The organism is Hydrogenophaga crassostreae, assembly GCF_001761385.1.
In the GTDB taxonomy this organism is placed as follows: Bacteria; Pseudomonadota; Gammaproteobacteria; order Burkholderiales; family Burkholderiaceae_C; genus Hydrogenophaga; species Hydrogenophaga crassostreae.
In genome coordinates, this window is sequence record NZ_CP017476.1 from 3,998,028 (window position 1) to 4,022,467 (window position 24,440).

Below are 24,440 nucleotides of genomic sequence, written 5' to 3' on the forward strand. Positions count from 1 at the left end.
ATCTTGACGTGGGTTGCCGCGATCCCACAAAGAAACTCAGCCTTCTCGCGCTAAAGTAGGGGCATGCCCCACTCTGCTGCCACCGACAAGCCAAGCAAGCCGATCCGGCGACCGTCTGCGGTCGCTCTGGCCAAAGCAGCCAGCGCGGCCGCTGCCAGTTTCGCGGCGCTGGAAGACAAGCTCGGCTATCTCGGCGCGTCGGATATCGAGTTGGTGCGCCAGGCCTACCGCTTTGCGGATGAAGCCCATTTGGGCCAAATGCGGAAAAGCGGTGACCCCTACATCACACACCCTATTGCGGTAGCAGCCCAGTGCGCCGAATGGAAGCTCGACGCCCAGGCCCTGATGGCCGCGTTGATGCACGATGCCATGGAGGACTGCGGCGTCACCAAAGAAGATCTGGTGGAGCGCTTTGGCTCACCCGTGGCCGAACTGGTGGACGGCCTCACCAAGCTCGACAAGCTGGAGTTTGATACCCGCGAGCAGAATCAGGCCGAATCGTTTCGCAAGATGCTCCTGGCCATGGCCAAAGACGTGCGGGTCATCCTCATCAAACTGGCCGACCGTACCCACAACATGCGCACCATGGGCGACATGCCGCGCAACAAGTGGGGACGCATCAGCAACGAAACCCTGGAGATTTACGCACCCATTGCCCATCGCCTCGGTCTCAACTACACCTACCGGGAACTGCAAGACCTCTCCTTTCGTTTCTTGCATCCCTGGCGCTATGAGGTTTTGTCAAAAGCCCTCAACAAGTCACGGGGCCGACGAAAAGACCTGTTCAGCCGCGTGCAGCAGGAAGTTGAAGCCCGCTTCGCGACGCAAGGCATGCGCGTTCGCATCCTGGGGCGGGAGAAAGCGCTTTACTCCGTCTACAGCAAGATGGACAACAAGCACCTGTCGTTTTCGCAGGTCACCGACATCTATGGCTTTCGCATCGTTGTGCCAGAGCTCAGCGACTGCTACACCGGGATGGGCGTTCTGCACCAGCTCTACAAACCCCTGCCTGGCAAGTTCCGCGACTACGTGGCCATCCCCAAGGTCAACGGATACCAGTCGCTGCACACCACACTGATCGGCCCCTTCGGTACCAACATCGAATTCCAGTTGCGCACCGACGCAATGGACGTGGTCGCCGAGTCGGGGGTCGCTGCCCACTGGCTTTACAAGGCCAGCGAACCCAGTAGCGAGACCTCGCACCGCCTTGGCGCCCAATGGCTGCAATCACTGCTGGACATCCAGCAGGAAACCCACGATGCGGGCGAATTCTGGGACCACATCCGGGTCGATCTGTTTCCCGATGCGGTCTACGTGTTCACACCCAAGAGCCGAATCCTGTCGATGCCGCGAGGGGCTACGGTGATGGACTTCGCCTACGCCATCCACAGCGATATTGGCAACCGGACCATTTCCGCAAAGGTCAACGGCGAATCCGTACCATTGCGCACCGAACTGGCCAATGGCGATGTGGTGGAAGTCATCACGGGTGACAGCGCCGAGCCCAATCCAGCCTGGCTGTCCTTTGTGAAAACCGGACGCGCTCGCTCAAAAATTCGCCACCACCTCAAGACACTGGCGGACGAAAAATCCCAGCAATGGGGTCAGCGAATGCTGTCGCAATCGTTGCGATCCGAAGGCATCCCGCGCCTGCCCGACGAAGACGGGCCTCACAAAGCCACCTGGGAAAAAGTCTTGCGGTTTACGGGCAACAAATCGCGCGACGAATTGCTCAGCGACATCGGCATGGGCAAACGCATCGCCAGCATGGTGGGCAAAAAAATGGCCATCCTCCTGATTGAAGATGGACTCAAGCCCGACCCCCTGCTCATCAGCAAAGAGCGCTTTGCGGTCGGCCACGACGAGTCCCTTGCACAGGGCGTCGTCACGCTCGACGGCAGCGAAGGCATGTCGGTGCAATACGGCCGTTGCTGCAAGCCCATTCCTGGCGATCGCATCGTTGGCTATCTCGGGCGCGGTGAAGGCCTGGTGATTCACGCCGAAGACTGCGCCACAGGCAAGCGTCTGCTGGCACGCGACAGCGAGCGGTTCTTGAACGTGGAGTGGTCGGAAGACACTGTGCGCCCATTCGCTACCGATATTGTGGTCACAGTGACCAACGGCAAGGGCGTACTCGCCCGTGTCGCATCGGCCATAGCGGCCGCCGAAGGCGATATCACCCATGTCAACATGGGCGAAGAACGTCCCGAAACGGCAACCGATATCCGCTTTTCGATCACCGTGCGCAACCGGGTTCACCTGGCCGATATCCTGCGCAGCCTCAAACGAACACCCTCGGTGCTCAAAGCCCAACGGTTCAAGCCGTCAAAGACCTGAGTACGGTGCCCCTTACAGGCAACAGTGAAGGGGAAACCGCCGAAATTCAGGCATCAGGCGCAGGGTAGTCCACGGCGACCACCTCCATCTCCTGCGTGCCCCCCGGCACTTGCAAGCGAATGGCATCCCCCAGTCGCGCTTTGAGCAAGGCCCGCGCCAACGGTGATACCCAACTGATCTGCCCCTGAGCACTGTCCACCTCATCGACACCCAAAATCGTGACCGTGGTCTCTTGCCCATCGGCATGGGCCACCACCACCGTGGCGCCAAAGAACACCTGGTCACCACCAAAGTGGATTGATGGGTTCACCACCTCTGCGATCTCCAGACGCTGGGTCAGGAACCGAATGCGCCGATCTATCTCACGCAAACGCTTCTTGCCATAGAGGTAGTCACCATTCTCCGAGCGATCGCCATTGCTCGCCGCCCAGTGCACGATCTCAACGATCTTGGGCCGCTCGTCGTCGATCAGGGTGAACAACTCGCCGCGCAAACGTTCGTAACCCGGCCGGGTGATGTAGTTCTTGCCGTCGGGCGCCACCAAAGGCGTCAGAGGAACACCAGCGTCGTCGTCATCTTCAGCGTCGGACTCGCGGGTGAATGCCTTGCTCATGATTGCCTGGGAACAGCGTAATGTGGTTCTGGAAGGGTTAATTTGCCCGCTGCGGGGCAAAGAGAATCGGCAATGAAAAAGCCCGCAGCTTTTGGCTGCGGGCTAATCATTTGGTGCGGCTGGCAGGAATTGAACCCACGACCCCTTGGTTCGTAGCCAAGTACTCTATCCAGCTGAGCTACAGCCGCGTAAGCCTTGCAGTATAGCATGGTTCTTTTGAAAAATGGTAGGCCGTGAGTGACTTGAACACTCGACCAAAGGATTATGAGTTTGGCCCTCAAATGCTGTGCCTAGGCAAACGCACCGAAGATGACCGTAGCCTAGAAAAGCTAAAAGTACTTTGGTGACAGTAACTTAGCGAAGTTTGGTGAAACCGTCAAAACTTGATGGGTGTACCGCAGGTGTACCGAAGAACTGCTTCTACTTTGAAGTGTTCAGCAGAAGTGCTTTTCGTACTGGTGTTCAATCTCAACAAGCAATCGTTGGCGTGCTCTTGTCATCTCGCGCATGACTGGGTCTCCTGGCTTCCTGACCTTAGGAGAAGAGCTCTCAAAATCATGTCCGGTGATGGCATCTACCAAATCGGCATACTTACCAAGCAGCTCCATACGACCGCGAAGCTCTGGAAATCTGCAGAGCTCAATGTCAAGCTCATCAAGCACTACCTTGATCTGCCAAGCTTCTACGTCTTTCGAGCCGACCCAGTACCCCACCCCAAGAACTACGGCATCTTTGGCCAAAGCTTTGCAACGATCACAAGCGGATCGCATTTCTTTGCGAACCTCCCGCTTGTTATTTTGGGCATTAACAAAATACCAACCAAGAACAGTAAGAGCAGGGGGAGCCCAGGGCAAAACGTCCTTTGTCCACTCCACTGGCATCAATGAACTCGCTCGCATCGAAGCGCGGCGTCGTGGATGTACCTCCATATACGGATCGGGTCACTGCTTCGAGGTGACTTGAGTTCAAGTTTCTTCCGAAGGATCTCCTCGGAAAAACCTGCCCTCACCAGCCCTCCAAAGGCCTCTTCGAGGAAGGAAGAACCAGCAAGCTCAGTTCCCTCCATATCAACGATCACCTTTTCGCTAGTCCTAATGGCTGGAAGTAGCAAATTGTCTCGAAAGGCCGCGCCAGGGTAAGGACCATCGTCAAGAAATCGACCTGCTGGCGCAGGAGAAAACTGCTCGGCAACAGAGATTGTCAACGTGCTCATGATTGTTACTCCTTCAGCTTAAGAGGAAGGCTCCAGAGGATCAAGGTTCCTGGGAATGATCGCGAATACGCGGTCACCATACCCTCTTGGGAACTTGGCCCATATGAATACTGCGCGCTTCCGGACACGATGTATAGACGCCCCGCAGAAGTGGAAGCCACAAATTCTCTCATTTCCGGCAAACCATTTCCACGATGTGGCAATCCAGTGCCCGACCTACGGTGTTCAACCGCTTGTAGTAGGAGCGCCTTGTCCAGCGCTTTTCCAGTGGGTATCACCTGTTCGATCAAGTTGAGGATGACCTCCCCTCTTTCAAGTCGCTCCTTCATGGTAGTCGGGATGCCAACCCCCATGTCATAAATTGCGATGTAAAGGTTTCCTGCCGTCTGTCCTTCAGGTTCAACGTATCGGGAAAACAGCCACCACCGACGAAGGTCCGGGGGGATCTCTGAGTCTGCCGGGTAGGCGTGGTGGCGCACATTGATCAACCCTTCTGTGAGTACGCTGAACAAGTCTGGAGGAATCTCAGCACTAGTATTCTGTCGATAGCTGTGTAGAAGTTCACGAACATCCTCTCCTATCGCCTGCGTACCAGTCAAGTAGCGCCACTCAACTACTGACCTAGCAGTTGGCTGACTGGATTGAGGGCTCACACCAAGCTTGTCAGCAATACCAAAGTGCCTCAGCAACTGCGCAGAAAGTGACTTCGGTGGGCACCGTGCCGAGACTTTCCCCGGAAAAATTTCGAGAATCAGTTCTAGCGCGCCTAGCAGCACGAGCATCCCGCCCGGGTAGATCTTCTGAACTTTTGAAAAATCCAGTTTCACGCGACTACCACCACGGTCAAGAGCACGAATACATTGATCAACTACGTCGTGAATCTTGCACCGGTTTTCGTACCGCTCTGCGACAAGGACACTTGGTATCAAAATCGTTGAAGTCCTTAAACGCCCCCTGACGCGACCAAAATAGTTGTCTCGCCGGACCGTGTTGGCCAATCGCCTAGAAAACAATCCCTGTCGTCGTACCCGTCTACCAAGCCACTCCAGCCTACCCTCGGAAATTTTTTTCATTTTTAGCTTCTGTTGACCTGCGAAATCGCAAGAAAAGAGGGCTGTTCAGGCCCTATCTAAGTCAAGTCTCACTTGAGTGCGTCTGCATCTCCCGCAAAGTTTCGGGGTCACCCGAGAACCTCCGTACGGGTTCGGCTCCCTAGTCAAAGCCGACCGATTTTTTTCAGCGCATCCGCCAGTCGTTCTGCCCCATCAATCGGATTGTTGTCGAACACCATCATGTACCGGTAGTCCCGCCCTGCCTTGGATTCCCAAAGCTTACCTAGCTTGAGTTTCAGCTCTGAGTCGCTGTTGTCGCGATCGTCTCCTTTGGTCTCGAGCGCGATGATCTTGCCAGCCTTGGTCTTCACGATGAGATCTGGGTAGTGGTTGAAGAAGCCATTGATACGGAAACCCTTGCCACGCGACAAGTTCACAAATGACATTGGCTAAATGTCATCTGAGTCACCGTGTCGCACAAAAATCACGAGTAGTCTTTGGCCAACACTCCCTCGAACAATGCTTTAGCGCTCGTTGTGCTCTCGATCGCTTGGCGAACATCACTATTTTTTAGATCAAGCGCGCGCAACTTGCCGCTGGCCTCCGCAACTGATTCCATTCGCCGATAGAAGCCCGAAAATTCTTCAGCGTACTTCGCCAAGCCTTTCAGTTTTGGCAAAGCATCGGCCAAGTGGAAGCTATGGGGATCGACCAGATCTACCACCACCTTGCCATCCTGTTCGGCAAAGAAAATGAAGTCAGGTCGAACGATCTTGTACTGCTCATCTTCGATGTAGGCGATGCCCAGTGAAGCTTGTCCTGGCTGCTGCGGATTGCGATACCAAAAACTGAACCCAGCATGTTTGGACTCGGCTTCAAAAACCTTGCGCTCCCACTCGTTCAACTCTGCAGGGTACTTGCCATCTTTGTCGCAAAGCAAATGGCCCTTCCATGCCGGGAAGGCGACATCTTTGTCGTGCTCACGTGCCTTGGTAGCCTCGTAGCGGGATTCGGGCTTTGACAAACCCACACTCTGTGGCTCCGTGCTCATTTCGATGACCTGGCGATAAGACTCCCTGCGGTCGTCGCTGAGTGCCTTGATTTGCGGCGAGTATTCCTTCAGCCATACCTTTGCTAGGGCATCGGCTTGCGCATCGAAGTAGGCGGGCGCCATTGTGACCAACCCCAAGCCAGCTACCGTGACTCGGGCCTCGGTGATGGCCTCCAAATACTCCTCAGGATCATCGTCAAGGTTGGCCACCTTTTGCGCCAGATGCTCAACATAGCTCTTTGAAATATCAGGACTGAAGATGCGTGCAGCACGTCGGTAAGCGTCGTCGATCACCGCCACGTCTGCGTCCTCCCAAAACTCATCAAAGCTCTTTGCTTTGCCCTTCATGTCGGCGATCAAGGTCTTACCGTCCACGGTCAGCACCGACTTGCGCTTTGCTCCGATCTCCTCCTTTTGGCTTTCCTGAAACGCATCCAAAGCCTTGTGCATCGCTGCATGGGCCTGTGCGCCCGCGCCAGGGAGAATGCCGTCAGAGGCCAATTCGTGCCCCAGTGCTGTTAACCGTTGTGCTGGCTTGGCGCCACGTTGCGGGCGTGTCTGTGATGGCAAGGCTTCAAACGCCTCCCAAACGGCGGATGATGCGTCTGGGTGTGGCGTCACCTCCACATAGTCGATGAGGATGCGCCCGGATGGCGGCGCCGAGTCGTCACCTTTCATGAGTGCATCGACGACCTCTTTCACGGTCTTTCGGTCGAACCTTGGGAGCAGACAGTCAACGGCGTTCAACCGATCATGGCCAGGGATGCGGCGAGCCAGCGGCGAGCGAACCATGCGTCCCAACAACTGGGTGATGTGGGTGCGGTCCTTGGCAGGGCGGAAAGAAACCATCACCTCCGCACGCGGGCAATCCCAGCCTGTGCTGATTGCGTCCTTTGCGATCAGCACGCGCACCCATGTGGACTCGTGAACCCGTTGAGGTTCGATGTAGGGCACATCGCGATTCCCGAAACGCTGTGTGGTGTGGTCTCCGAAAACATGCGCAACGCAAGCTGGAGGCAGCTCAGGATATCGCTCGAAAATGGTGTCAAGCGCCCGACCAATCTCGCTAGGATCAGGCGTATTGGGAACCTGCAGAACCATCAATGGGAGTACGAGTCGCGCATCCGTTTGCTGCTTCGCGTAGGCCGCCCAGGCAGTGGTCGAGTCCTTCAATTTGTCTGTGGCGCGACGCACGAGCACGGTATCAAAATCACCCGCCTCGTCCGGGATATCCAGCAAGATGGTGTCCTTGACAAGGCCCGACTCTTGCACCTTGATCGGGTCAACGACAACGTTTGGCAATTTGATGTGTTTGCCTGCGGATTCGATGGCCTGGTTAAAACGCTCCACAGTCGCCGAAATGCCCCAAACTACTGGAACGCCCGGCATGCCGCCAAAGCCGTTGATCAGTCTCTGCACGATGGTGCTTTTCTCTTTTGTTGTGGCACTGCCCATGCCACGATGCGCTTCATCCAACACCAAATATAGGGTCAAACCGGTATCTTCAATGGTGTTACGTATCGTGTCCCACAGCGTGTAAGCTTGGGCATCAGGCCGAACCTGTGTGATCAGATCGTCATCGCCCTCAAAGCCTCGCACCAGCAGGCTGTTCTTTCCAAACTTCTGAGTGTTAAGGAAATAAATTTTCCCGGCTTCGAACTTGCGACGGCTGAACGGGTGCTCCACCACGACCATGTCGCTGTGATTGATGCGGTCACTAGCCTCCATCAGACGGAAGCGGGTTTGTTCGTTAAGCGATGGATCATCACTGAACCAGAGCACTACTGCACCTGGGTCTGCATCGAAGCTAAATTCATCGTCTCCATAGAATAAGGCTTCAAGGGCCGCTGCCGCCATGACAGTCTTACCCGCACCCGTCACAGCGGTGAGTGAAAACGCTGTTTTATCGCGCTCGCCGTGCCATAAACGACGCGCCTTCCTAACATTGGACAGTGCGTCTAAAACTGCGTCACGCTGGTAGTCCTTGAGAGTGAACTTCATGCACTAATCCCCGTTAGAGAAACTAAAATTGGTTAGATACGACTCGTACAAGCGAACGGGCTCTATGCCATTTCGTAGCCGCTTGGCAATGGCCTGAAAGCGACGGTCGTCGTCGGTCACGACGTAGGCCACGCGCAGTCCGTTGGCCTGATTCACCGCATCAATGAAAGAAGTTGCTGCATCAACTGACGTTAACAATGCGTAAGCATCTACGACGGCCCAGCCATTGGCTGGCAGCTTGTCGATACGCTTACCACGCGCACCGGCCCGCAGCCAAAGCAGGGGGGCAATGCGAGCGTAGGCCAAGTTGTGGTTCACAGCGTTCCTAGCCTCGTAGGTCAATGTGAAGAACTCAGCATTTTCCTCAAAGCCTTCAGCCATGGGAAACTCATCGGTGAACTTGTAGTCACCTTTGATAGGCTCACCATCAGGAGTATTGCCTGTGATGGCTGCAGCCACGCGAGGCTTGGTGATGTATTCGCAAATACCGTTTCGCTCCCAAAGCTCATCGCCTGGGCGAAGTCTTTGAGCAAGCAGCGCTTTCTGCTCGTCAGCGGCAACTTCGTTGTTGGTGACGGAAATGCTCTGACGACTGCCGCCATCTTGATTGTTCAGCCGCATAACTGCATGTGCAGTAGTGCCTGAGCCACAAAAGAAATCCATCACGATCCCATTGGGCTTCTCGGAGAGAAAGACACGCAGCATATCCTCAACCAAATAGAGTGATTTCGGAAATGGGAACTTTCTTCCTGGAATGAAACGACTCAGGTGCTCAGATCCATACATACCTGCGTTGTGCGAGTCTCGAAACCACACCGTTCGAGGCAGTTTCTTTCGCTCGATGTGCTCAGCGTGCTCTAGCTGTAGAACACCATTCTGGTCACGCCCAGTAACTCTGATTTCGCCGCTTTTTATGCGCGCCAGGTCCTTGGAAATCAAGTAGCTGATTGACCATTGGTCCCTAGCTTTGCTATACGCACCAACCTTTGCGGTTCCTTCACTGGCGTATTTACGCAAGGACTCAACACCGAGTGTCCAACGACCTTCTGCACCGTTCGTACGTATCGGCCAAACAGCTACACAGCCCATTGGCGCCTCTACGCTAAATCGATTCGCACCAAGCGGTAACGGGTCGCCTGCAGAGACAATCGCTTTCCGCACAGGGTCAATAAAAATCGGATAGAACTGGCGCGGCGAATCTGCGCGAAGAGAGTCGGTCCCTCTTCGCATCAATCGATTCCAGATGTCGATTCGTTGTTTGGCAATTGTCTCGTCTGACGTAAGTAAATCATCTGAGCCTTGTGTCACACGGACACCTCCAACAAACACAACAAAAGCATATTCGTCAACTCGAGCGAACTCCTGACCACGAGCTACACCGCGCTGATTGGTTACCGTGGTTACCATCTGAATGCGGGATCCTGCGAAAACTTGCTCCAACAGAAGGCCGAGGCGGTTTACCTCTTTCTCGTCGATAGTCACGATAAGTACTGAATCCTGCGGAGTGAGTAGTTCGCGCGCCACCATCAAACGACGCTCCATCATCGCTAACCACTTGCTGTGCCGATACTGGTCGTCTCCCTCGACATAATCGTTGTTGTATTTCCAGTCCTTCGCGCCCGTGTTATATGGGGGGTCGATGTAAATAGCATCTACCTTGCCACGATGCGTATAGGTCAATGCCTTCAGTGCGTGGTAGTTCTCGCCATTGATAACCGAATGGAATGGCTTATTACCACCGCGCTCCACCTTGCCCGTGCTAACCAAGCCAGGGTAGATCGTGTCGCGGAACTCGGCCACCACCACCAGGTCACCTAGCCCCGCCGAGATCGTTTCGGGAAATGCGGCTCCGAGCAACTCCAAGTCGGCTGTATTTTTGGCCTTGTGAATGTATTTGACCTGCCACAGCCTCTGGTCGCCCTTCTGCTTCGATCCGCGCTCTGGCAGCACGCGTACCTTGTCACCTTTGCGAACGGGTCGTAGCGGGAGCTCCACAACTTCCGGGCTGTGACGCTCGAAGTTCAGACCATAGGGCAGGCGCGAGGACAAAACATTGAACTCTTGTTCAAGGTCGGCGCCGAGTTGCGAGTCTCTTGCCTTGGCACGGGAAATTAAATCAGTAAGACGGGACACGATAGCTACCTGTGTGTATTTGCGTTGCTTTGTAGAGAGTGAAGAGTTGCGTCATCGCTTCCCCATCAGGGGAGATTGACCATTTTTTCTGTTGTCTGCTGCCAGCTTTGGGGGCGGCGAAAAGCCTTCAAATGCATCACCCGCCGCCCATTCACCCACCGCGTACATACGCTGATCGCGCAGCCCTTGCACGCCTTCGGTCCAATCCCTGAGCATGCTCTTGCCGATTTCTTCAAAGCCGGGGTGCTGCGCCATCGCTTGGCGCACAAGCGGGCCCACATCGGCCACAGCGTCGCTGATGGCCTCAAGCATCTGGGCCTGCTCTTTTGGCTGAATGCCAAAGGTGGCGGCAATGAATTTCTGCAGGTTCTTGCCCGGCGCCCATGTCTTCTTGCCCATGAATTCGATGCCGGGTGGGTTGTGCTGAAAACCTGCGTAGACGCTGGTGGTCAGCATGTCGTAGGCGGGTGACAGGTGCACGTCGGCCCGGCTGGTGTAGAGCAAGGCCAGGTTCTTGGCGTGGCAATCTGCGTTGCGCAGCGCGTAGGTCAACAGCAAAGTGGTCGCGAGCTGGCGGTTGGTCTCTAGCCGCTGGGCGCCGGGCACGTGGTCGCGAACGGCTTTGGCAATGCGCTCCCAGGTGGTGTCGTACTTGGCGGCAGGGCGCAAGCCCAGCAGGCTGCAAAAGTCTTCCATGCCCCAATGGGGTTGGCCGTTTTCATCGACGTCAAAGCGGTGCACCACCAGCGCCTGTCCATCGTCTGACACTTCGGTCTTGGCGGTGGGCATCACGCGGCTGGCCACTTGCATGCACAGGTGTTCGTTCAACGCCACGAAAGGCAGTTGGGCGCTTGAGCCTTTGATGATGTGGCGGCGGGTCAGAAGGCTGGCTTTTCGGTGTTTCGCCAGAGGGGAGCCAGCTTCGTCTTGCGCATCCAAGAATTTGGGCACCACACCCGACACACCGCTGGTGGCGTGTTCACGCACCAAGGCGGCGAAGGCGGCTTCCGAGTTGTCGCCCTTCAGCAGGGTGGCCACTTCAACCGGTTTGGCGGGTTCGCTGAGTGCGGCGCCCGGCGCGGCCACTTGCAAGCGGCCCACCATGTTGCGCCCAATGACTGACAACAAGGCGATCGGGCTGGCGCCGATGTGAGGGCCAAACTGTTCTTGCAGCACCTGGAGCAAATAGCCCTCGGGCAGGTTCATTTGCAAGACCGGGGGGAGCTGGTCGTCCCACACGTAGCTCTCCGTGCGCACCGGCATGGTGAGCGAGACGAAATCGTCTGGCGCGCTTTCAACGGTGTTGGCGTTGTAAGCGAGCACGCTTTTGAAGTCGCCGGACTGCTCCAGCGTGGCCACGTTTCGGCCCAGAACGTAGACCGAGAGCTTCATGCCTGGTTGCGCTCCTGCCTCAGCTCATCGAGCGTGCCGGATTGGCCTGAACGGATGACGTTGAGCTCCATGCCCAACACCGCGAGCACAGCCAGTAGCTTGCGCGAGCCGAACTCGGCACTGCGGCCCCGCTCAAAGCGGGACAACGACTCGGGGGTGATACCGGCTTGCTCTGCCACTGCCTGCTGACGCAGACCCAGCGCCTTACGGCGCTCGGCAACAGCCTCGCCCAGTTCTTGTAGAGTTTGCACTTGATAACTATATCAATAAATCTACAAACTTAGAATTTTCTTGATAAAAATATCAAGTTTCAGCATGCTTGCTTCATGCACTGTGTCGCCCAAATGCCCCAGTAACGTCCATCGGGCCAGCTCTGAGACGAAGCGGGGCCACCAGGTCGGTGTCATTCTTGGCCAACGGTGTGCAATAGACGGAAATTACGAGATTTTGGCACTCATCCTGTGGATATTTCGTCGATTACCCACCGACGCCCGCCTGTTGCACACCCGAAACCGTCTATTGCACACCGGGCAACCACGCCGACCTTGGAGGTCTTCGGGGGCCAGTGGGCGAGCGATGTGCTGGCCTGGGCGCGCTCGTATTTTTTAGCGGCTAAAGGTTTTTAGCCTGCAGAGTCAATCCGAGCACAAAAATCAGCGATACCCCCTGCTCAGTTGACCACACTAAAAGCGGACCTCACGGGGAAAACTCACGTCCATGACAATCTCGAGCAGTATCAAGGCAACTTGAATCGGAACTGAATGCGAGGGGGTTAAAGCGTCACTGCGTCGAAGTGGACGAACTCTCATTTGCGTCGCTCGTTGCTGCACTTGCCTTTGAAGATTGAACTGAGTGGATTCGCTGTATTGACTCTCTTCGCACCGTAATCGCCTCCTTCCCCGTCCAAAAAGAACACCACCGGTCGCCGCAGATTACCAACCTGGAGGGCGTGGGCAGCGAAAGTTGATCGCCGACTGCCGTCACATGCCAACCGTTCCCCGCCGTAAACTCTTTTCGCTCATTCTCTGCCTGCTCTTTTCCTCGTTTCGCAGAGAGGGCGGCCATTAGCAGCAACGCCAGAAAGACGGCGATAACACCGGTTGTATATGAATAAACAAGGAAACTTTTGTCCAAAAGCGCGGTGCTTGCTGGTGTTTGCGGTTGCTTTGGGCGCCATCTTTGGATACGGGTCACCAGCCAGTGAGTCAGGACTTGAACTCTCGAGCTTGAGGCCAATGAGGCGGATATTAGTACGGCAAAAACGAAGAGGCAGAGCGCAGCAAGGGCGTAAACGACAGCTGGAAACGACACACTTATGAGTGCGAGGAGACCTGAGAACAGCGCCAGGTCGGAAGCAAGCGGATACAGAGATGTGTCGATGCCATACGCCCCCAGATAGCCTTGGACGTAGCTTAGGCCAAGAAGGTAGAGGCCAGCCGAGATGACAGGCAATACGGCAATGAAAATCTGAAGTGGGCGATCAATCATGATGTCTTACGCGATGAATTCCACCATCGTTGTGGAATGTTCTGCAACCGGCAGCAGCCCGGAGCTACGGGTCTGATGCGGAATCCGGCTTAGGCCTGGCATGAACAAGTCATGAAGCTCGCACTTCCTTGGGTTGGTCGAGTTTCTTCCTTGCTGTAAGTTGCTCGCGCATGAGCTCGCTCGACGCCCTCATATCGGCTCGCAATGCATCAAGTTCCTCTTCAGTCAATCGGCGCGGGCCGGGCAGGAGTGCGTTTTCGTTCATTTATACAGCGGTGTGTGAGCTACTTGGGCATCGTCAAAAAGGGACAGTCTACTTTCATGATTGAGGTCCTCTGCGGTGTTTGTTTACGAATGCGGCCACTTCCTCATTGATGTAGGTCCCTTCAAGACTGTTGCTCGCGAATTCCTGCTCCACGCGTTGACTGGATGCGCGGATGGTGGATGCAACTTTTCCGGCCAACGAGTTGTCGACGCCTTCTTTGAATCCGGCTGCAAGTTCCACAGCCTTGTTTTTGACCAAGCTGCCAACTCCAGCCGCTAGGTTCGCCGCAGTGCCTGCGGTCAGGGTTGCTGCGCGTGCCACACCTCCCCCGCCTTCGGCGGTGCCGTCGCGTTGTTGATTACTTCCAGCTTCCTCTGGTTTGGGCTTCTCGGTATTGCTGCTCGTGTTCTTCCCGTCCTTCGAGGTAGACATGTTCTTGTCCTTCTCGGCGTTGCCAGGCCCACTTTGGTTCTGTTCGCTATCGGATTTTGACGGAGAGTATGAGAAACCGGCCGCCTGTGCATAGGGTGTGCTACCTGTGTCGTTGGAGCTACCCGCACCGTTGCTCACAGCACCAAAGCTTGGCATTGACCCTTCTCCGCCGCCCATTCCTGCCTGTGCTTTTTCAAACGCAGCCTTGACCGCAGACGCACCACCTACCGCGTTTTGTGCACCGCTCACAACCGCTGCCCCTGCGACGCCTGCAGCCGCAGCAGTAAGGCCAGCGGCACCCATAGCGGCGCCAGCAACGCTACCGGCTCCATACCCGCCTATGCCTGCCTGGCTGATGTTCATACCCGTGATGACACCAGACAAAAGCCCGGGGATTTTGGTGACCAGCATCAACAGCGCGAAGCAGAAAACCAGCATCACGCCCAGCTCTTCAAAGTTCAAGGTGCCCTTGTTCATCCTTGCGTAAAACCCGGTCAACAGGTCGTTGCCAATGCCGACCAGCAACACCATGGCCATGAGCTGTACGGCGATGCCAAGCAGGGTTTTGTAGTAGTTGATCGCCATGTCGGAGGTCCAACGCGATCCACCGAATCCCAGGAAGAAAATGCCCGCGTACATCAAGAACCAGGCGGACACCATTATGAGCAGCATGTTGATCGCCACGGCGGCCAGCAAAAGCATGATGGCCACGCTCAAGGCCGTGCCGACGAAGCTGTCGATGGGGTTCCAAAGCGACAAGTTCGAGATGGCCTGCTTCCAGATCATGAAGCCGATGTCCACGATGCCCGATGGAGTCACCGATGAAACGCCAGAGGCCTGTTCTCCCAGCCTCTGCAGTGACAGCACGATCGAGGAGGCGATGGCGGGGCCATTGCGCAGCAGCCAAAGGAAGAAGCCGAAAAACATGATGAAGCGGAAGAACTCGGCGAAGAACTCCCCGATATCGGCCTTGCGCAAAATGAGCGTGCCGCCCGTCCACACAAGGCTGATGGTTGCCAGTGTCCAAAACAAAAACATGGCGGCATTCATCACGACGGATTGCCAACTCGCTGCACGGGTGGCGAACTCGGTCACCACCTGGTCGAGCATGCCCTGATTGGTGAGCTGGGCAGCGGCGCCAGTGGAGTACAGCATCAAGACAACAGCCAGTGGCCAGATGGGTTTGAAGTGCCTCATCGCGTTTCCTTTTTGGGATCGGTCAGGTCGAGCCAATTCTTAGGCTTCTCGGTGGGCGCAATGCGGCTCTCAGTTGATGCCTGGTGCGCGCACTGTTGTTTTTGCTCGGAAGTGCTCGGGTTGTCGCAGTCGGTGTTTTGCTGGCTGCAGCCAGCCATCAGCATTGCGCCGATTGACGCCAGGGCAAGGCCTTTGATGTGGTGGGCGTACATGGTCGATGCCCCTTTATCGGTTGAGGTCAAGCCAATTGCGCGGGCTGGCCGTTCTTTCGATGCGGCTCTCGGTTGACGTGACGTGTGCCGCACCTTGCTGCGCCTCCTTGTCGGCGTCGGCCTGCATCTTGGTGCCGATGGCGTTTTGCTGGGCGACGAGCAGGCCCCGGATCTGTAGCAGCTGGTTGGCTTGCTGGCTGGCCAGTTGGTTGGCGAAGCCAATGGCCTGCATCTGGCCCACCGCACCCTGTGCTCCTGATTGCAGCAACTGCAGCTTCAAGGCATCCGAACTCAGGTTCGCTTGTTGCAGATCCAGCCCTTTGAACAAAGCGTCGTTGGCCTTCTTCTGCGATTCGGATGCCAATGCCTTGACCGATGCCAGCGCGGCCATTTCTGCAGGAGAACAACCGCGCGACGTGAAGCAGGGCGAGTTCCGGTAGTAGTTGACGTCCTGGAACTTGGAGAGGTAGCTATCAAGACTGCCGAGCCTGCGCTTGTATTGCTCCAACGTGTTCACCGCGTTGAGCAGGCCGTCGATGGTCGATTGCGCCTGGTCCCACAAATAGGCGGCCGGTGCCAGGGTGTTTTGTATTTGGTTTTGGTACTGGTCGAGCTGTAGCTTGTACTCGGCGATCTGCTTGATGGTTTGCGCCACCTCCTCGTAGGCCGAGACCATGTTGGTGGTCAGGTTCGCACCGTCGATCACCGGAATACCAGCCCTTGCAGGTTGTGTGGCACCCACCGTCAGCGCGATCAGGATGGCCATGGCGGATGAGTTCATTTTTTTCATTTGGAGTCCCTTCAGTTTTAGCGGCTAAAAAAATCTACTTGGCTCTTGGGCGAACGACGGTCTTCATCACCCGCCCAAGTTCTTCTTGTCTTGTGTCGATCCTGTTCAACAACGCCCAGATCGTGTCGGGCCCAAATCGGGCCGCGCGTGCATCGTTCGTAAGCCACATCTTCAGCAGGCCACCCAATCGGCCGAGGTCGCCATGGATGCGCGCCATCTCGCGAACCTGCTGGTAATCAACAATCCCTTGCACGCGATACCCCTGCCCAACGTTGAGCAGAAAGGTGGATTTGCTGACACCGGCTGAAGCCGCATTCGCCTCGATGCGCGCGCGTTCTTCTGGCAGGCAATACACCTTGATAGGCGCACTGCCCTTACGCGTGGGGGCCTTCACCGCGTCCATGTTGTGCCTCCCCGAAAAGGCGGTAGCCGAGCAGCCTCGCAGAGCAGGAGACCTGTTGAGCGCGCAGCGCGAATAAGGGGAGTGAAGTCGGAACACACGCTCGCGGGTGGGCCCACTTCACCTATCCTGCCTGCATTTCGCGGTTGTAAAGGTGTAGGAAAGCTGTGCCTACAAGGCGAGGTTTTGGGTTGTTTTCTTCGCTGCAACCTCGCTGCAGCGAAGAAAACTCGGGAATACACCAAAAACCTCAATGAATGCTCGTGTTTCCACCCGCTTTCCTTGGACTTGTTGCGATGTCGTTGCGAAGTCACTTCGCGTCTCCTTTCATGAATTGCCGCGCGCCATGGGGAGCGTTCGGAATGTGCTTCTTGGCATGCCTCAAAAACGTCTCGTAGCGATATGGCGCGCGACCAATCTCATGCATGTGCTCCCAGATCGTTTTCTTCGCGTACCCGGCTTCAAGGGCCTGGACGACGTCATCGCGGATCAGCAGGAAGCTGGCCAGGACACTGCTTGTTCGACTGCGGCCAGAAGCCCTTTTTTGCGACCGCTGCCGCAGGTCTTCGAGAAACTGGTTCATCCGCTTGTCCTCCAACGTGTTCGGCCTGCGACTTTGGTTTTTGGTGCCGGTTTTCCTTCCCGTCCCTTGCCAGCAAATTCCTCGCGCAAGCTCGCCAGCCTGATCAACACCTCCCGCTTTACTTCTGGCGTCGTTGACTGCGTTTCGCCAGGTTTGAGCTGATCCGCCGAAAATCTGGTCTCATTCTTCTTTTTGCGATAGGCAATGCCTGCGGATGGGATAAACAAGCCTTTGGCAGAGAGCTCAACAAGCTTCTTCAGCAGGCCGAGAGGGAATCGAACAGATTGCCGCTCCACAAGGGCAGCGACCTCGTCCAACACCGATTGGCGATCCGCTGAAGGACACGTATCGAGGATGCGGGTGGCAGACACCTCTGACGGGCCCTGAAAGACAACAGGCCAACACAGCGAGGAACCCGGAGTTCCGTTGCAATCGAACTGCGGCGAAACAGTTGTTGTTGGTTCTTTGATGGTTAGTGATGGTTGGGACGACACGGGTGTCGTCCTATTCATACCTGTGGTGTCGTCCCCATTGACCTCGGGTGTCACCTCATCTCGGACGTTTTTTTCTCGGGACGACAAAATGTCAGGGTGACTTATCCACAGGGGATTTACGCGGTACTCGGTCGCAAAGCCACGCCAGCGATTTGCTGGTTTCACAGGCAACAGCCACGTTGATTTGCGCATATTTGCGAGATACCGCTGGACCGTTCGCTCACTTTGCCGGGTCTTCCTTGCGATATACGCAACACTGGGCCTCACCGCTGAACCATCGTCATGCGCATGATCTGCGTACGCGAGCGCAGTCAGAAGCTCTCCACCTCCTTCTGGGTAGTGGTCCCAAACGAGGCTCATGATTTTGACGCTCATACTGAAAACTGCAGTTCGTTGAATTCAACCGCGAGCAAGCAGCTCTGCGACCTCGGAGGTGCGGAAATAGACGCGCCGTCCGATCTTCAAGCGCGAAGTGTTCAACCTGCATGACCACTCATTCGACGAGCGCAAGCTGATGCGCAATCCGTCCGCAGAACGATCAAGCACTGTGGCTAGTTGGCTGATGCTGAGCAGCGGGCCATATCGCTGCAAAAGTGTTTCTTCGATGGTCATTCCGTAATCCTTCGGTAGGTATGCAAGACAGGTGTCAGTGTCTGAGAAACCGGGGAGTACACTGGAGCTGAAATATGAAATTTTCGGATGACAAATATCTCGAAGAAACCAACGTTGCGCAGCCTCTCGGCAGATCCCTTTACTCACTGCAACCCAACCGTTGCAGAAGGGTTTCATCGCTTTTTTGAGGCAGTCACGCTGCCTCATCCATCACTGGCTGGCCAGCGAATTCGGAATCCGTCGTTCAGCGTGACCTCTCGCCGGCCTTCCATGTGGAGCAAGTTGAGAGAGCACCTGGACACACCGCTTTCCGACGTCATTTACAACAGCGAGGTCAGCTGGGAAGTTTGCTTATTGGAGGGGTTCACGCTCTCCACTGCAGGCAAAAAACCTCCTGTGTGGCGCCTCGATGCCGAAGCATGGGCCGAGCACGTGAGGTACGGTGAGCCTTTCGAGTGGGGCAGTCTGATCGTGCCGTTTGAAAAACCTCACTCAACCAGCAAACGAATCGTGCTTTCCAGCACCGATGAGCTGTTGAAGACCACCAAAGCATGGGATCAAAACCTGCGATTTGCAATTCACACCGCCAAATTCCAAGCCTTCACGAATGTGGCAACGGATGCCTTGAAGGAGTTTCGTGAAACCCTAGAGACGGCGCGTGTCCTACTCGATCTGATAGACCACTTCCGAGCGGCGCGCGGTAAAGACCCATTGGATAAGCACGAAGGAAATCATGCCCAGCTCCCAGATAGCAAAACCCGTCACTCTGCCGGGCAAAGCTGCGAGCTCTGTTGGAGGCCTACGATGAGGGCTGAAGCAATGCATCGTCTATCTGGCGTTCCCCTCATCAAGTCTCGGCACTTCAGCGATCGGTTCTGCTTGGAGCACGACCCGAGCAATCCAGACTCTCGCTATCGAGTGGACCATCGGTACAAAGAGCTCTATCAGGAGGAAAAACGTCAGCGTATCAACCCAGGGTTTTTAGCAAGATTAGGGCTGCCACCACCGGCCACTGGCGAAGAAGCTAAAAAGGATATGTACAACAGAGTTCACGCGCGCCTGCGTCCTTTTACCCAGCCCGATAAGCCCAGTTTTCGCGAACTTGTCTGGGATCTTCACGCCAAGGGAAAGCGGCAAGCAGACATTGCTCGCGAGCTCGGCACGAGCAGGCAGTCCATCTCAAGATCGTTGAAACGGACCAAGAAGATGGCCGATACTTTCTTGGAGCGCCGCGAGCCGCGCCCAAAAAGAACCGACTACGGCTGCTGGTCGAAACAGTCGATGCTATTGGATTCAGTGGCCATACTTGAAGAGGACGGATTCACACCAGCGGAGATGGAAGAGCTGCATCGCGTTCCGATACATATCATTCATGCAATGCTGCAATGGCTGAGCGACAACCCTTTGCCAGAAGAGCGTACCGCCCAGGCGAAGAAAATTCGAGCTTGAAGATAGGCCTTGTCGATTCTCTCCGGCAAATCGACTCACTGAGATCCTAGTGACATAGCTGACATCGACAATCAAAATTCCGCAAAAAGGACAGCCAACGTTCGCGACGGCCGCTAAACGCTGGGACATCTAGGGCGTGCTCACTGGCACGCATGGTCTGTGGTAATCCAAAGTGGATTATTTGCAACAATCACTTGAAAGGACAACCGATGGGCCACAACGATCACATGGACGACGACGAACCTGAACTTCCCCCCGAAGCGGGCGACGGCGTTCAGCCCGAACCTAACGACGCGTGGCTACAAAATGCACCACCGGAGCTTCAGATCGAGACCATGCGCCGCTGGTTTCACGCGCGTTACGAAGACCCTGCCAACCAAACGCCGTATTCCAGCCAAGAGGGTGGCTATATGTTTATCTTTGGCGGGCCGTACGACCCTAGCGACGTGATCCAAGACCGCTTCTACAAGGTAGTCCCCCACGAGGTGATGGACACGTTGATCAAAGATCTTTGGCGCGACGTCGGTGACGAATGGGCGCCAATCGAACATGAAGATGTCGACTACGACGCAGAGCTGTCGTTCGTAGTGGTGCACCGCAATGATCCGATGCGATTTCTTATGAGCAGACTGGCACAAATCGATGCCGTTCTCGCTTTGCAGACAACAATCTTTGAGGCGGACCTAATTTGCCAGATGATGCACAGCTCGCTGATTGCGGCACTCGAGGCATATCTTGGGGACATGTCGACCTATTGGATTTGCCACGATCAGTCGGCTCTGCGACGTTTCGTGTCGCGCAACAAGGACTTCAAGGCGCGGACATTAACACTTGATACGGTATTCGACCGATTCGATGCATTAGAGAGCGAGGTGAGGCAATACCTTCAGGACTTGATCTGGCATCGGCTCGATAAGGTTAAGCCGATAGTGCAAGCTAGCTTGGACATCGTGGTGCCAGACATAGGTGAATTGATGAAGGAGGTGGTCATCCGGCATGACATCGTGCATCGAGCTGGCAGGACGCGGGAGGGCACTTTAGTGACCGTCTTGATCGACGATGTACGTCGGGTACGAAATACTGTGGAAGCCTTTGCGAAAGCTATAGAAACGGAATTGGACCGCCGATTTCCACTTGACTAGTGATAGAGAAGCCGAGTGAAACTCTAAGCAAAAATTCTGCGTACACCCAGCTCAGGTAGCGCCCTACGTAAACCTGAGATTCGGGCGTCACCCCCAACGTAGGTCCACAAATGGCGGGATAAGGTTCTAGCAGGTTTAAAGATCACTTTCGCTACCACATCACTACTCAGCAACACAGCCGATTTTGTCTAGCTTTGCCACCAAATCCTCCGCCCTCAAGTGCGTATACCGCTTTAGCATCTGCATGGATTTATGACCGCTGATGGCGGACACCTCTTGATCGCTCAAGCCTGCCTCAACAAACCGGCTGACAGCCTCGTGCCGCAGGTCGTGGAATCGAAAGTCTGCGCACCCTGCAGCGCGTTTGATTTCCATCCAGACTTTGTTGAAGTTGTACGGTCGGCGTTTTTCATCTTTGCCTGGCTCACCAAAAAAAATCAAGTCAACATCCTTCGATCGCGCAGGGTTGGCCAAGGCCTCTTTGAACAACGAGGTTGCCTGGGTCGACAAAGGCACCGTGCGTGGCAACGTGTTTTTGGTTTCGATCAACCGCACCACCCGCTTGGCCATATCGACCTGGCTTAGTCGAAGCGTCACGATCTCTGAAGAGCGCATACCGGTCTCAACAGCGATGCGGACGATCCACCTGAGCATCGGGTTTGAGTGCTTGTCCACTGCGGCAAGAAGCTTGGTTTCTTCGTCGGTATTCAGCCGCCGATTGCGGCCCGGCCCTGGCGCCGGTCTGCGCACATTCAAAACTGGGTTGTACGCCAGGCCAAGACCCCACTCCTTGAGCGCAACCGTGAACAGGTGTCCAAGCAATGCCAGCTCAAGACGGACGGTGTTTGCAGCGCGGGGAGTGGCCTTGCCGTCAGCATCCTTGCGATCCTCGCCAGCCAGGCGCTTGTCTCGGTATTGAGCCACCAGCTCGGCCGTCACACCGGCCAAAGCGTACTTGCCGAAAAAATCGTTCAACGGTACCGCCCGTTGGCGTTCACCGGTCTGGGTGAATGGTCGCTTGTTGGGCGTGACCTCGGCAAGATAGCGCTTCATCGCCTTCTCGAACGTCAAGCGCTCGGCAGGCCCTCGCTGCAGGTACATGCCCCGCACCATTTCGTCCTCCGTTCGACGCGACCAGTCTTCGGCGTCTTTCTTCAGGCGAAAAGTTTTGATGGTGGTGGGAAAACCGGTCTTGCGAATGACCGCTTTCCAGGTGCCCGAAGGCGTTTTCACGATGGTGGCCATGGCGTTCGAAACAAGGGTCGGAAACCGACACTGTACCGAAACTGTTACCGAAGCAGCGGTACAGTTTTCACCTGACAAACCATGAATCAACAAGCTGTTGATTTATAAGGAAAAAATGGTAGGCCGTGACAGACTTGAACTGTCGACCAAAGGATTATGAGTCCTCTGCTCTAACCAACTGAGCTAACGGCCCTCGCGGATGGCATTGTAGGCGCAGTCGGCACTTTCGATTTCCAGCCCGCTGCATCAACTGCCTTTCGGCTGGCTCAGCGCATTGCTCACGAGCTTGGATGTCACATCCACAATCTGAATCATGCGGTCATAGGGCATACGCTGCGGACCGATCACGCCAAGCGTACCGACCACTTGCCCATCCACTTCATAGGGTGCGGTGACGACCGACAGGTCTTCAAACGGCACCACCTGGCTTTCACCACCGATGTAGATGCGAACGCCTTCGGCCTGGTCCGACACGTCGAGCAAGCGAATGAGCTGGGTCTTTTGCTCGAAAAGGTCAAACATGCGCCGCAAATTGCCCATGTCGTTGGAGAATTCGCTGACAGACAACAAGTTGCGCTCGCCCGAGACCACCACGTCTTCCGCAGCTTCTGGTACATCCGGGTCGGCATTGACCGCGGCCTGCATCAACACGGCAATCTCACCACGCAAGGCATCAACCTCGGTCTTCAGGCGCCTGCGCACCTCTTCCATCGTGAGACCAGCGTAATGGGCATTCAGAAAATTGGCCGCTTCCAGCAATTGCGACTGGGTGAAACTGACCTGGGTATGGATGATGCGGTTTTGCACGTCACCATCGGGCGATACCAGAATCACCAATACCCGGCGATCCGACAGGCTCAAAAACTCGATATGCCGAAACACCGAGGCCCGACGCGGAGCCACGACCACGCCCACAAACTGAGAAAGGTTGGACAGCATTTGCGCAGCATTGCTGAGCACGCGCTGAGGTTGCTGCCCCCCCTCCAACCCGCGCCCATTCATGCTGCCCATGGGCGACAGACCCTCGCGGCGAACGGTCAGCATGGTGTCAACAAAAAGCCGATAGCCCCGAGCGGTGGGAATGCGTCCCGCAGAGGTATGGGGGCTGGCAATCAGCCCGAGCTCCTCCAGATCGCTCATCACATTGCGGATCGTCGCGGGCGACAACTCCAGCCCCGCAGCTTTCGCGAGCGTGCGCGAGCCTACGGGCTGGCCGTCATCGATATAGCGCTCAACGAGCGCTTTGAGCAAGCGTTTGGCGCGGTCATCCAACATGCTTGCATTTTAGGCAGCCTGAGCGCGTTTTCCGCCTTCTGCCGCAATTGATTTCCAAGGGTTTACGGGTACCGTGCTCGCTTCGACGCTATGTTGTAATTTGATCATGAGTCTGTCCGATGCCCCAAAGCCTTCCCAGCCACAAGCGCGGCAATTGCTGCGCTTTTCACATGTGGTCATCATCGGCAAATACCAGGCACCCGGATCGCGTGATGTGGTCGAAGAAGTGGCCCATTTTCTGCATGACCAGGGCTGCGACGTGTCGCTGGAGCGCGACACCGCGCTCAACACCGGACTGAACCAGTACCCTGCCCTTGACGTGCCCGCCATGGGCAAAACTTGTGATCTGGCGCTGGTGGTCGGTGGCGACGGCACCATGCTCGGCATTGGCCGGCAGTTGGCCCGCTACGGGGTCCCGCTGGTGGGCATCAACCAAGGGCGCCTGGGCTTCATCACTGATATTCCACTGGAGGAATACCCGGACAAGCTTCGTGCCATTCTGCATGGCGAATTCGAAGAAGACGCCCGCTCTTTGATGGCAGCCAGTGTCTGGCGCGATGGCCGTTGCGTGTTTGAAGCCACGGCGCTGAACGATGTGGTCGTCAACCGCGGCGGTGCAGCCAGCATGATCGAACTGCGTGTCGAGGTTGACGGCCATTTTGTGGCCAACCAGCGGGCCGACGGTCTGATCATTGCGAGCTCGACGGGCTCTACCGCCTATGCCCTGTCTGCTGGTGGGCCTTTGCTGCATCCGGCCATTGATGGCTGGGTGATGGCACCCATTGCGCCCCACACCCTCTCCAACCGCCCTATCGTGCTGCCTGCTCACAGCGAGGTTGCGCTCGAGATCGTGAGTGGCCGGGATGCCAGCGCCAACTTCGATATGCAGTCGCTCACCAGCCTGTTGCATGGCGACCGCATCGTTGTGCGCCGATCAGAGCACACCCTGCGCCTGCTCCACCCCCGGGGCTGGAGCTATTTCGATACGCTGCGAAAGAAATTGCACTGGAACGAGGGCGGCTGAAGCGCCGGCCTTGTTTCGCGGTCAAAATGGTGGGAATGAC

24 protein-coding genes and 2 tRNA genes are annotated in these 24,440 nt (G+C 56.0%); 4 read left to right on the plus strand and 22 right to left on the minus strand.

Annotation, left to right across the window (positions count from 1 at the left end):
- Positions 1-63: 63 nt before the first annotated feature.
- A complete protein-coding gene (locus LPB072_RS18465) occupies positions 64-2,337 on the plus strand; it encodes a RelA/SpoT family protein (RefSeq protein ID WP_082876787.1) in 2,274 nt (757 codons plus the stop codon).
- Between the two features lie 46 nt (positions 2,338-2,383).
- Here LPB072_RS18465 and greB read toward each other — a convergent pair whose 3' ends face one another.
- From greB to LPB072_RS18555, 19 genes are all read right to left on the minus strand, one after another.
- On the minus strand, positions 2,384-2,950 hold the full coding sequence (gene greB, locus LPB072_RS18470; protein WP_066087366.1) for a transcription elongation factor GreB: 567 nt from the start codon (positions 2,948-2,950) through the stop codon (positions 2,384-2,386).
- Positions 2,951-3,061: 111 nt separating this feature from the next.
- Positions 3,062-3,138, minus strand: a tRNA-Arg gene (locus LPB072_RS18475).
- 246 nt (positions 3,139-3,384) lie between these two features.
- On the minus strand, positions 3,385-3,831 hold the full coding sequence (locus LPB072_RS23550; RefSeq protein WP_157559357.1) for a hypothetical protein: 447 nt from the start codon (positions 3,829-3,831) through the stop codon (positions 3,385-3,387).
- Positions 3,831-4,163, minus strand: coding sequence for an STAS-like domain-containing protein (locus tag LPB072_RS18485; RefSeq protein WP_066087362.1), 333 nt, complete (start codon positions 4,161-4,163; stop codon positions 3,831-3,833). The genes LPB072_RS23550 and LPB072_RS18485 overlap by 1 nt, the downstream gene beginning before the upstream one ends.
- A 5-nt stretch (positions 4,164-4,168) precedes the next feature.
- On the minus strand, positions 4,169-4,990 hold the full coding sequence (locus LPB072_RS18490) for a hypothetical protein (protein ID WP_157559358.1): 822 nt from the start codon (positions 4,988-4,990) through the stop codon (positions 4,169-4,171).
- A gap of 389 nt (positions 4,991-5,379) precedes the next feature.
- Entirely contained in the window at positions 5,380-5,661 is a 282-nt protein-coding gene (locus LPB072_RS18495; RefSeq protein ID WP_066087357.1) for a hypothetical protein, read from the minus strand.
- Positions 5,662-5,699: 38 nt separating this feature from the next.
- Positions 5,700-8,267 carry a DEAD/DEAH box helicase gene (locus LPB072_RS18500; RefSeq protein WP_066087355.1) on the minus strand — a complete coding sequence of 856 codons (2,568 nt, stop codon included), beginning with the start codon at positions 8,265-8,267 and terminating at the stop codon, positions 5,700-5,702.
- Positions 8,268-8,270: 3 nt separating this feature from the next.
- On the minus strand, positions 8,271-10,400 hold the full coding sequence (locus tag LPB072_RS18505) for a site-specific DNA-methyltransferase (protein ID WP_066087352.1): 2,130 nt from the start codon (positions 10,398-10,400) through the stop codon (positions 8,271-8,273).
- 51 nt (positions 10,401-10,451) lie between these two features.
- Positions 10,452-11,792 (minus strand): type II toxin-antitoxin system HipA family toxin, encoded by a 1,341-nt coding sequence (locus LPB072_RS18510; protein ID WP_066087349.1) that lies wholly within the window; start codon positions 11,790-11,792, stop codon positions 10,452-10,454.
- Complete coding sequence (locus tag LPB072_RS18515) at positions 11,789-12,043, minus strand: helix-turn-helix domain-containing protein (protein WP_066087346.1); 255 nt, start codon at positions 12,041-12,043, stop codon at positions 11,789-11,791. Before LPB072_RS18515 ends, LPB072_RS18510 begins: the two co-directional genes overlap by 4 nt.
- A 529-nt stretch (positions 12,044-12,572) precedes the next feature.
- Positions 12,573-13,280: a hypothetical protein gene (locus LPB072_RS18520; RefSeq protein ID WP_066087343.1), complete on the minus strand. Its 708-nt coding sequence runs from the start codon at positions 13,278-13,280 to the stop codon at positions 12,573-12,575.
- A 109-nt stretch (positions 13,281-13,389) separates the two neighbouring features.
- A complete protein-coding gene (locus LPB072_RS23720; protein ID WP_197508859.1) occupies positions 13,390-13,545 on the minus strand; it encodes a hypothetical protein in 156 nt (51 codons plus the stop codon).
- A gap of 54 nt (positions 13,546-13,599) precedes the next feature.
- Positions 13,600-15,174 carry a P-type conjugative transfer protein TrbL gene (gene trbL / locus LPB072_RS18525; protein WP_066087340.1) on the minus strand — a complete coding sequence of 525 codons (1,575 nt, stop codon included), beginning with the start codon at positions 15,172-15,174 and terminating at the stop codon, positions 13,600-13,602.
- Positions 15,171-15,386, minus strand: coding sequence for a hypothetical protein (locus tag LPB072_RS18530; protein ID WP_066087338.1), 216 nt, complete (start codon positions 15,384-15,386; stop codon positions 15,171-15,173). Before LPB072_RS18530 ends, trbL begins: the two co-directional genes overlap by 4 nt.
- 13 nt (positions 15,387-15,399) lie before the next feature.
- Positions 15,400-16,167 carry a P-type conjugative transfer protein TrbJ gene (gene trbJ, locus LPB072_RS18535; RefSeq protein WP_082876789.1) on the minus strand — a complete coding sequence of 256 codons (768 nt, stop codon included), beginning with the start codon at positions 16,165-16,167 and terminating at the stop codon, positions 15,400-15,402.
- A gap of 43 nt (positions 16,168-16,210) precedes the next feature.
- Entirely contained in the window at positions 16,211-16,579 is a 369-nt protein-coding gene (traJ, locus tag LPB072_RS18540) for a conjugal transfer transcriptional regulator TraJ (RefSeq protein WP_066087330.1), read from the minus strand.
- 307 nt (positions 16,580-16,886) lie between these two features.
- The gene (locus LPB072_RS18545; RefSeq protein WP_066087328.1) at positions 16,887-17,159 is read right to left on the minus strand and encodes a TraK family protein; all 273 of its coding nucleotides are present in this window, start codon (positions 17,157-17,159) and stop codon (positions 16,887-16,889) included.
- Positions 17,156-18,028 (minus strand): helix-turn-helix domain-containing protein, encoded by an 873-nt coding sequence (locus LPB072_RS23555; RefSeq protein ID WP_157559359.1) that lies wholly within the window; start codon positions 18,026-18,028, stop codon positions 17,156-17,158. The genes LPB072_RS18545 and LPB072_RS23555 overlap by 4 nt, the downstream gene beginning before the upstream one ends.
- A gap of 24 nt (positions 18,029-18,052) precedes the next feature.
- The gene (locus LPB072_RS18555; protein WP_066087322.1) at positions 18,053-18,265 is read right to left on the minus strand and encodes a plasmid-related protein; all 213 of its coding nucleotides are present in this window, start codon (positions 18,263-18,265) and stop codon (positions 18,053-18,055) included.
- Positions 18,266-18,352: 87 nt separating this feature from the next.
- On the opposite strand from LPB072_RS18555, the gene LPB072_RS18560 reads away from it, so the two are divergent.
- Positions 18,353-19,714: a helix-turn-helix domain-containing protein gene (locus LPB072_RS18560; RefSeq protein ID WP_157559360.1), complete on the plus strand. Its 1,362-nt coding sequence runs from the start codon at positions 18,353-18,355 to the stop codon at positions 19,712-19,714.
- A 209-nt stretch (positions 19,715-19,923) separates the two neighbouring features.
- Positions 19,924-20,856 carry a HEPN-associated N-terminal domain-containing protein gene (locus LPB072_RS18565; protein WP_066087315.1) on the plus strand — a complete coding sequence of 311 codons (933 nt, stop codon included), beginning with the start codon at positions 19,924-19,926 and terminating at the stop codon, positions 20,854-20,856.
- Positions 20,857-21,018: 162 nt separating this feature from the next.
- Here LPB072_RS18565 and LPB072_RS18570 read toward each other — a convergent pair whose 3' ends face one another.
- The 3 genes from LPB072_RS18570 to hrcA all read right to left on the minus strand — a co-directional run bounded on the left by LPB072_RS18570 (position 21,019) and on the right by hrcA (position 23,376).
- On the minus strand, positions 21,019-22,101 hold the full coding sequence (locus LPB072_RS18570) for a site-specific integrase (protein ID WP_066087312.1): 1,083 nt from the start codon (positions 22,099-22,101) through the stop codon (positions 21,019-21,021).
- A 116-nt stretch (positions 22,102-22,217) separates the two neighbouring features.
- Positions 22,218-22,294, minus strand: a tRNA-Ile gene (locus LPB072_RS18575).
- A gap of 53 nt (positions 22,295-22,347) precedes the next feature.
- Positions 22,348-23,376, minus strand: coding sequence for a heat-inducible transcriptional repressor HrcA (gene hrcA, locus LPB072_RS18580; RefSeq protein ID WP_066087309.1), 1,029 nt, complete (start codon positions 23,374-23,376; stop codon positions 22,348-22,350).
- 106 nt (positions 23,377-23,482) lie between these two features.
- On the opposite strand from hrcA, the gene LPB072_RS18585 reads away from it, so the two are divergent.
- Positions 23,483-24,400, plus strand: a complete 918-nt coding sequence (locus LPB072_RS18585) for an NAD kinase (RefSeq protein WP_066087306.1) — start codon at positions 23,483-23,485, stop codon at positions 24,398-24,400.
- Positions 24,401-24,440 lie beyond the last annotated feature (40 nt).

Coding starts and splice junctions, on each gene's coding strand:
- LPB072_RS18465 (WP_082876787.1), top strand. CDS start 64: ATGCCCCACTCTGCTGCCACCGACAAGCCAAGCAAGCCGATCCGGCGA.
- greB (WP_066087366.1), bottom strand. CDS start 2,950: ATGAGCAAGGCATTCACCCGCGAGTCCGACGCTGAAGATGACGACGAC.
- LPB072_RS23550 (WP_157559357.1), bottom strand. CDS start 3,831: ATGCCAGTGGAGTGGACAAAGGACGTTTTGCCCTGGGCTCCCCCTGCT.
- LPB072_RS18485 (WP_066087362.1), bottom strand. CDS start 4,163: ATGAGCACGTTGACAATCTCTGTTGCCGAGCAGTTTTCTCCTGCGCCA.
- LPB072_RS18495 (WP_066087357.1), bottom strand. CDS start 5,661: ATGTCATTTGTGAACTTGTCGCGTGGCAAGGGTTTCCGTATCAATGGC.
- LPB072_RS18500 (WP_066087355.1), bottom strand. CDS start 8,267: ATGAAGTTCACTCTCAAGGACTACCAGCGTGACGCAGTTTTAGACGCA.
- LPB072_RS18510 (WP_066087349.1), bottom strand. CDS start 11,792: ATGAAGCTCTCGGTCTACGTTCTGGGCCGAAACGTGGCCACGCTGGAG.
- LPB072_RS18520 (WP_066087343.1), bottom strand. CDS start 13,280: ATGATTGATCGCCCACTTCAGATTTTCATTGCCGTATTGCCTGTCATC.
- LPB072_RS23720 (WP_197508859.1), bottom strand. CDS start 13,545: ATGAACGAAAACGCACTCCTGCCCGGCCCGCGCCGATTGACTGAAGAG.
- trbL (WP_066087340.1), bottom strand. CDS start 15,174: ATGAGGCACTTCAAACCCATCTGGCCACTGGCTGTTGTCTTGATGCTG.
- LPB072_RS18530 (WP_066087338.1), bottom strand. CDS start 15,386: ATGTACGCCCACCACATCAAAGGCCTTGCCCTGGCGTCAATCGGCGCA.
- trbJ (WP_082876789.1), bottom strand. CDS start 16,167: ATGAACTCATCCGCCATGGCCATCCTGATCGCGCTGACGGTGGGTGCC.
- traJ (WP_066087330.1), bottom strand. CDS start 16,579: ATGGACGCGGTGAAGGCCCCCACGCGTAAGGGCAGTGCGCCTATCAAG.
- LPB072_RS18545 (WP_066087328.1), bottom strand. CDS start 17,159: ATGAACCAGTTTCTCGAAGACCTGCGGCAGCGGTCGCAAAAAAGGGCT.
- LPB072_RS23555 (WP_157559359.1), bottom strand. CDS start 18,028: ATGAGCGTCAAAATCATGAGCCTCGTTTGGGACCACTACCCAGAAGGA.
- LPB072_RS18555 (WP_066087322.1), bottom strand. CDS start 18,265: ATGACCATCGAAGAAACACTTTTGCAGCGATATGGCCCGCTGCTCAGC.
- LPB072_RS18560 (WP_157559360.1), top strand. CDS start 18,353: ATGACAAATATCTCGAAGAAACCAACGTTGCGCAGCCTCTCGGCAGAT.
- LPB072_RS18565 (WP_066087315.1), top strand. CDS start 19,924: ATGGGCCACAACGATCACATGGACGACGACGAACCTGAACTTCCCCCC.
- LPB072_RS18570 (WP_066087312.1), bottom strand. CDS start 22,101: ATGGCCACCATCGTGAAAACGCCTTCGGGCACCTGGAAAGCGGTCATT.
- hrcA (WP_066087309.1), bottom strand. CDS start 23,376: ATGTTGGATGACCGCGCCAAACGCTTGCTCAAAGCGCTCGTTGAGCGC.
- LPB072_RS18585 (WP_066087306.1), top strand. CDS start 23,483: ATGAGTCTGTCCGATGCCCCAAAGCCTTCCCAGCCACAAGCGCGGCAA.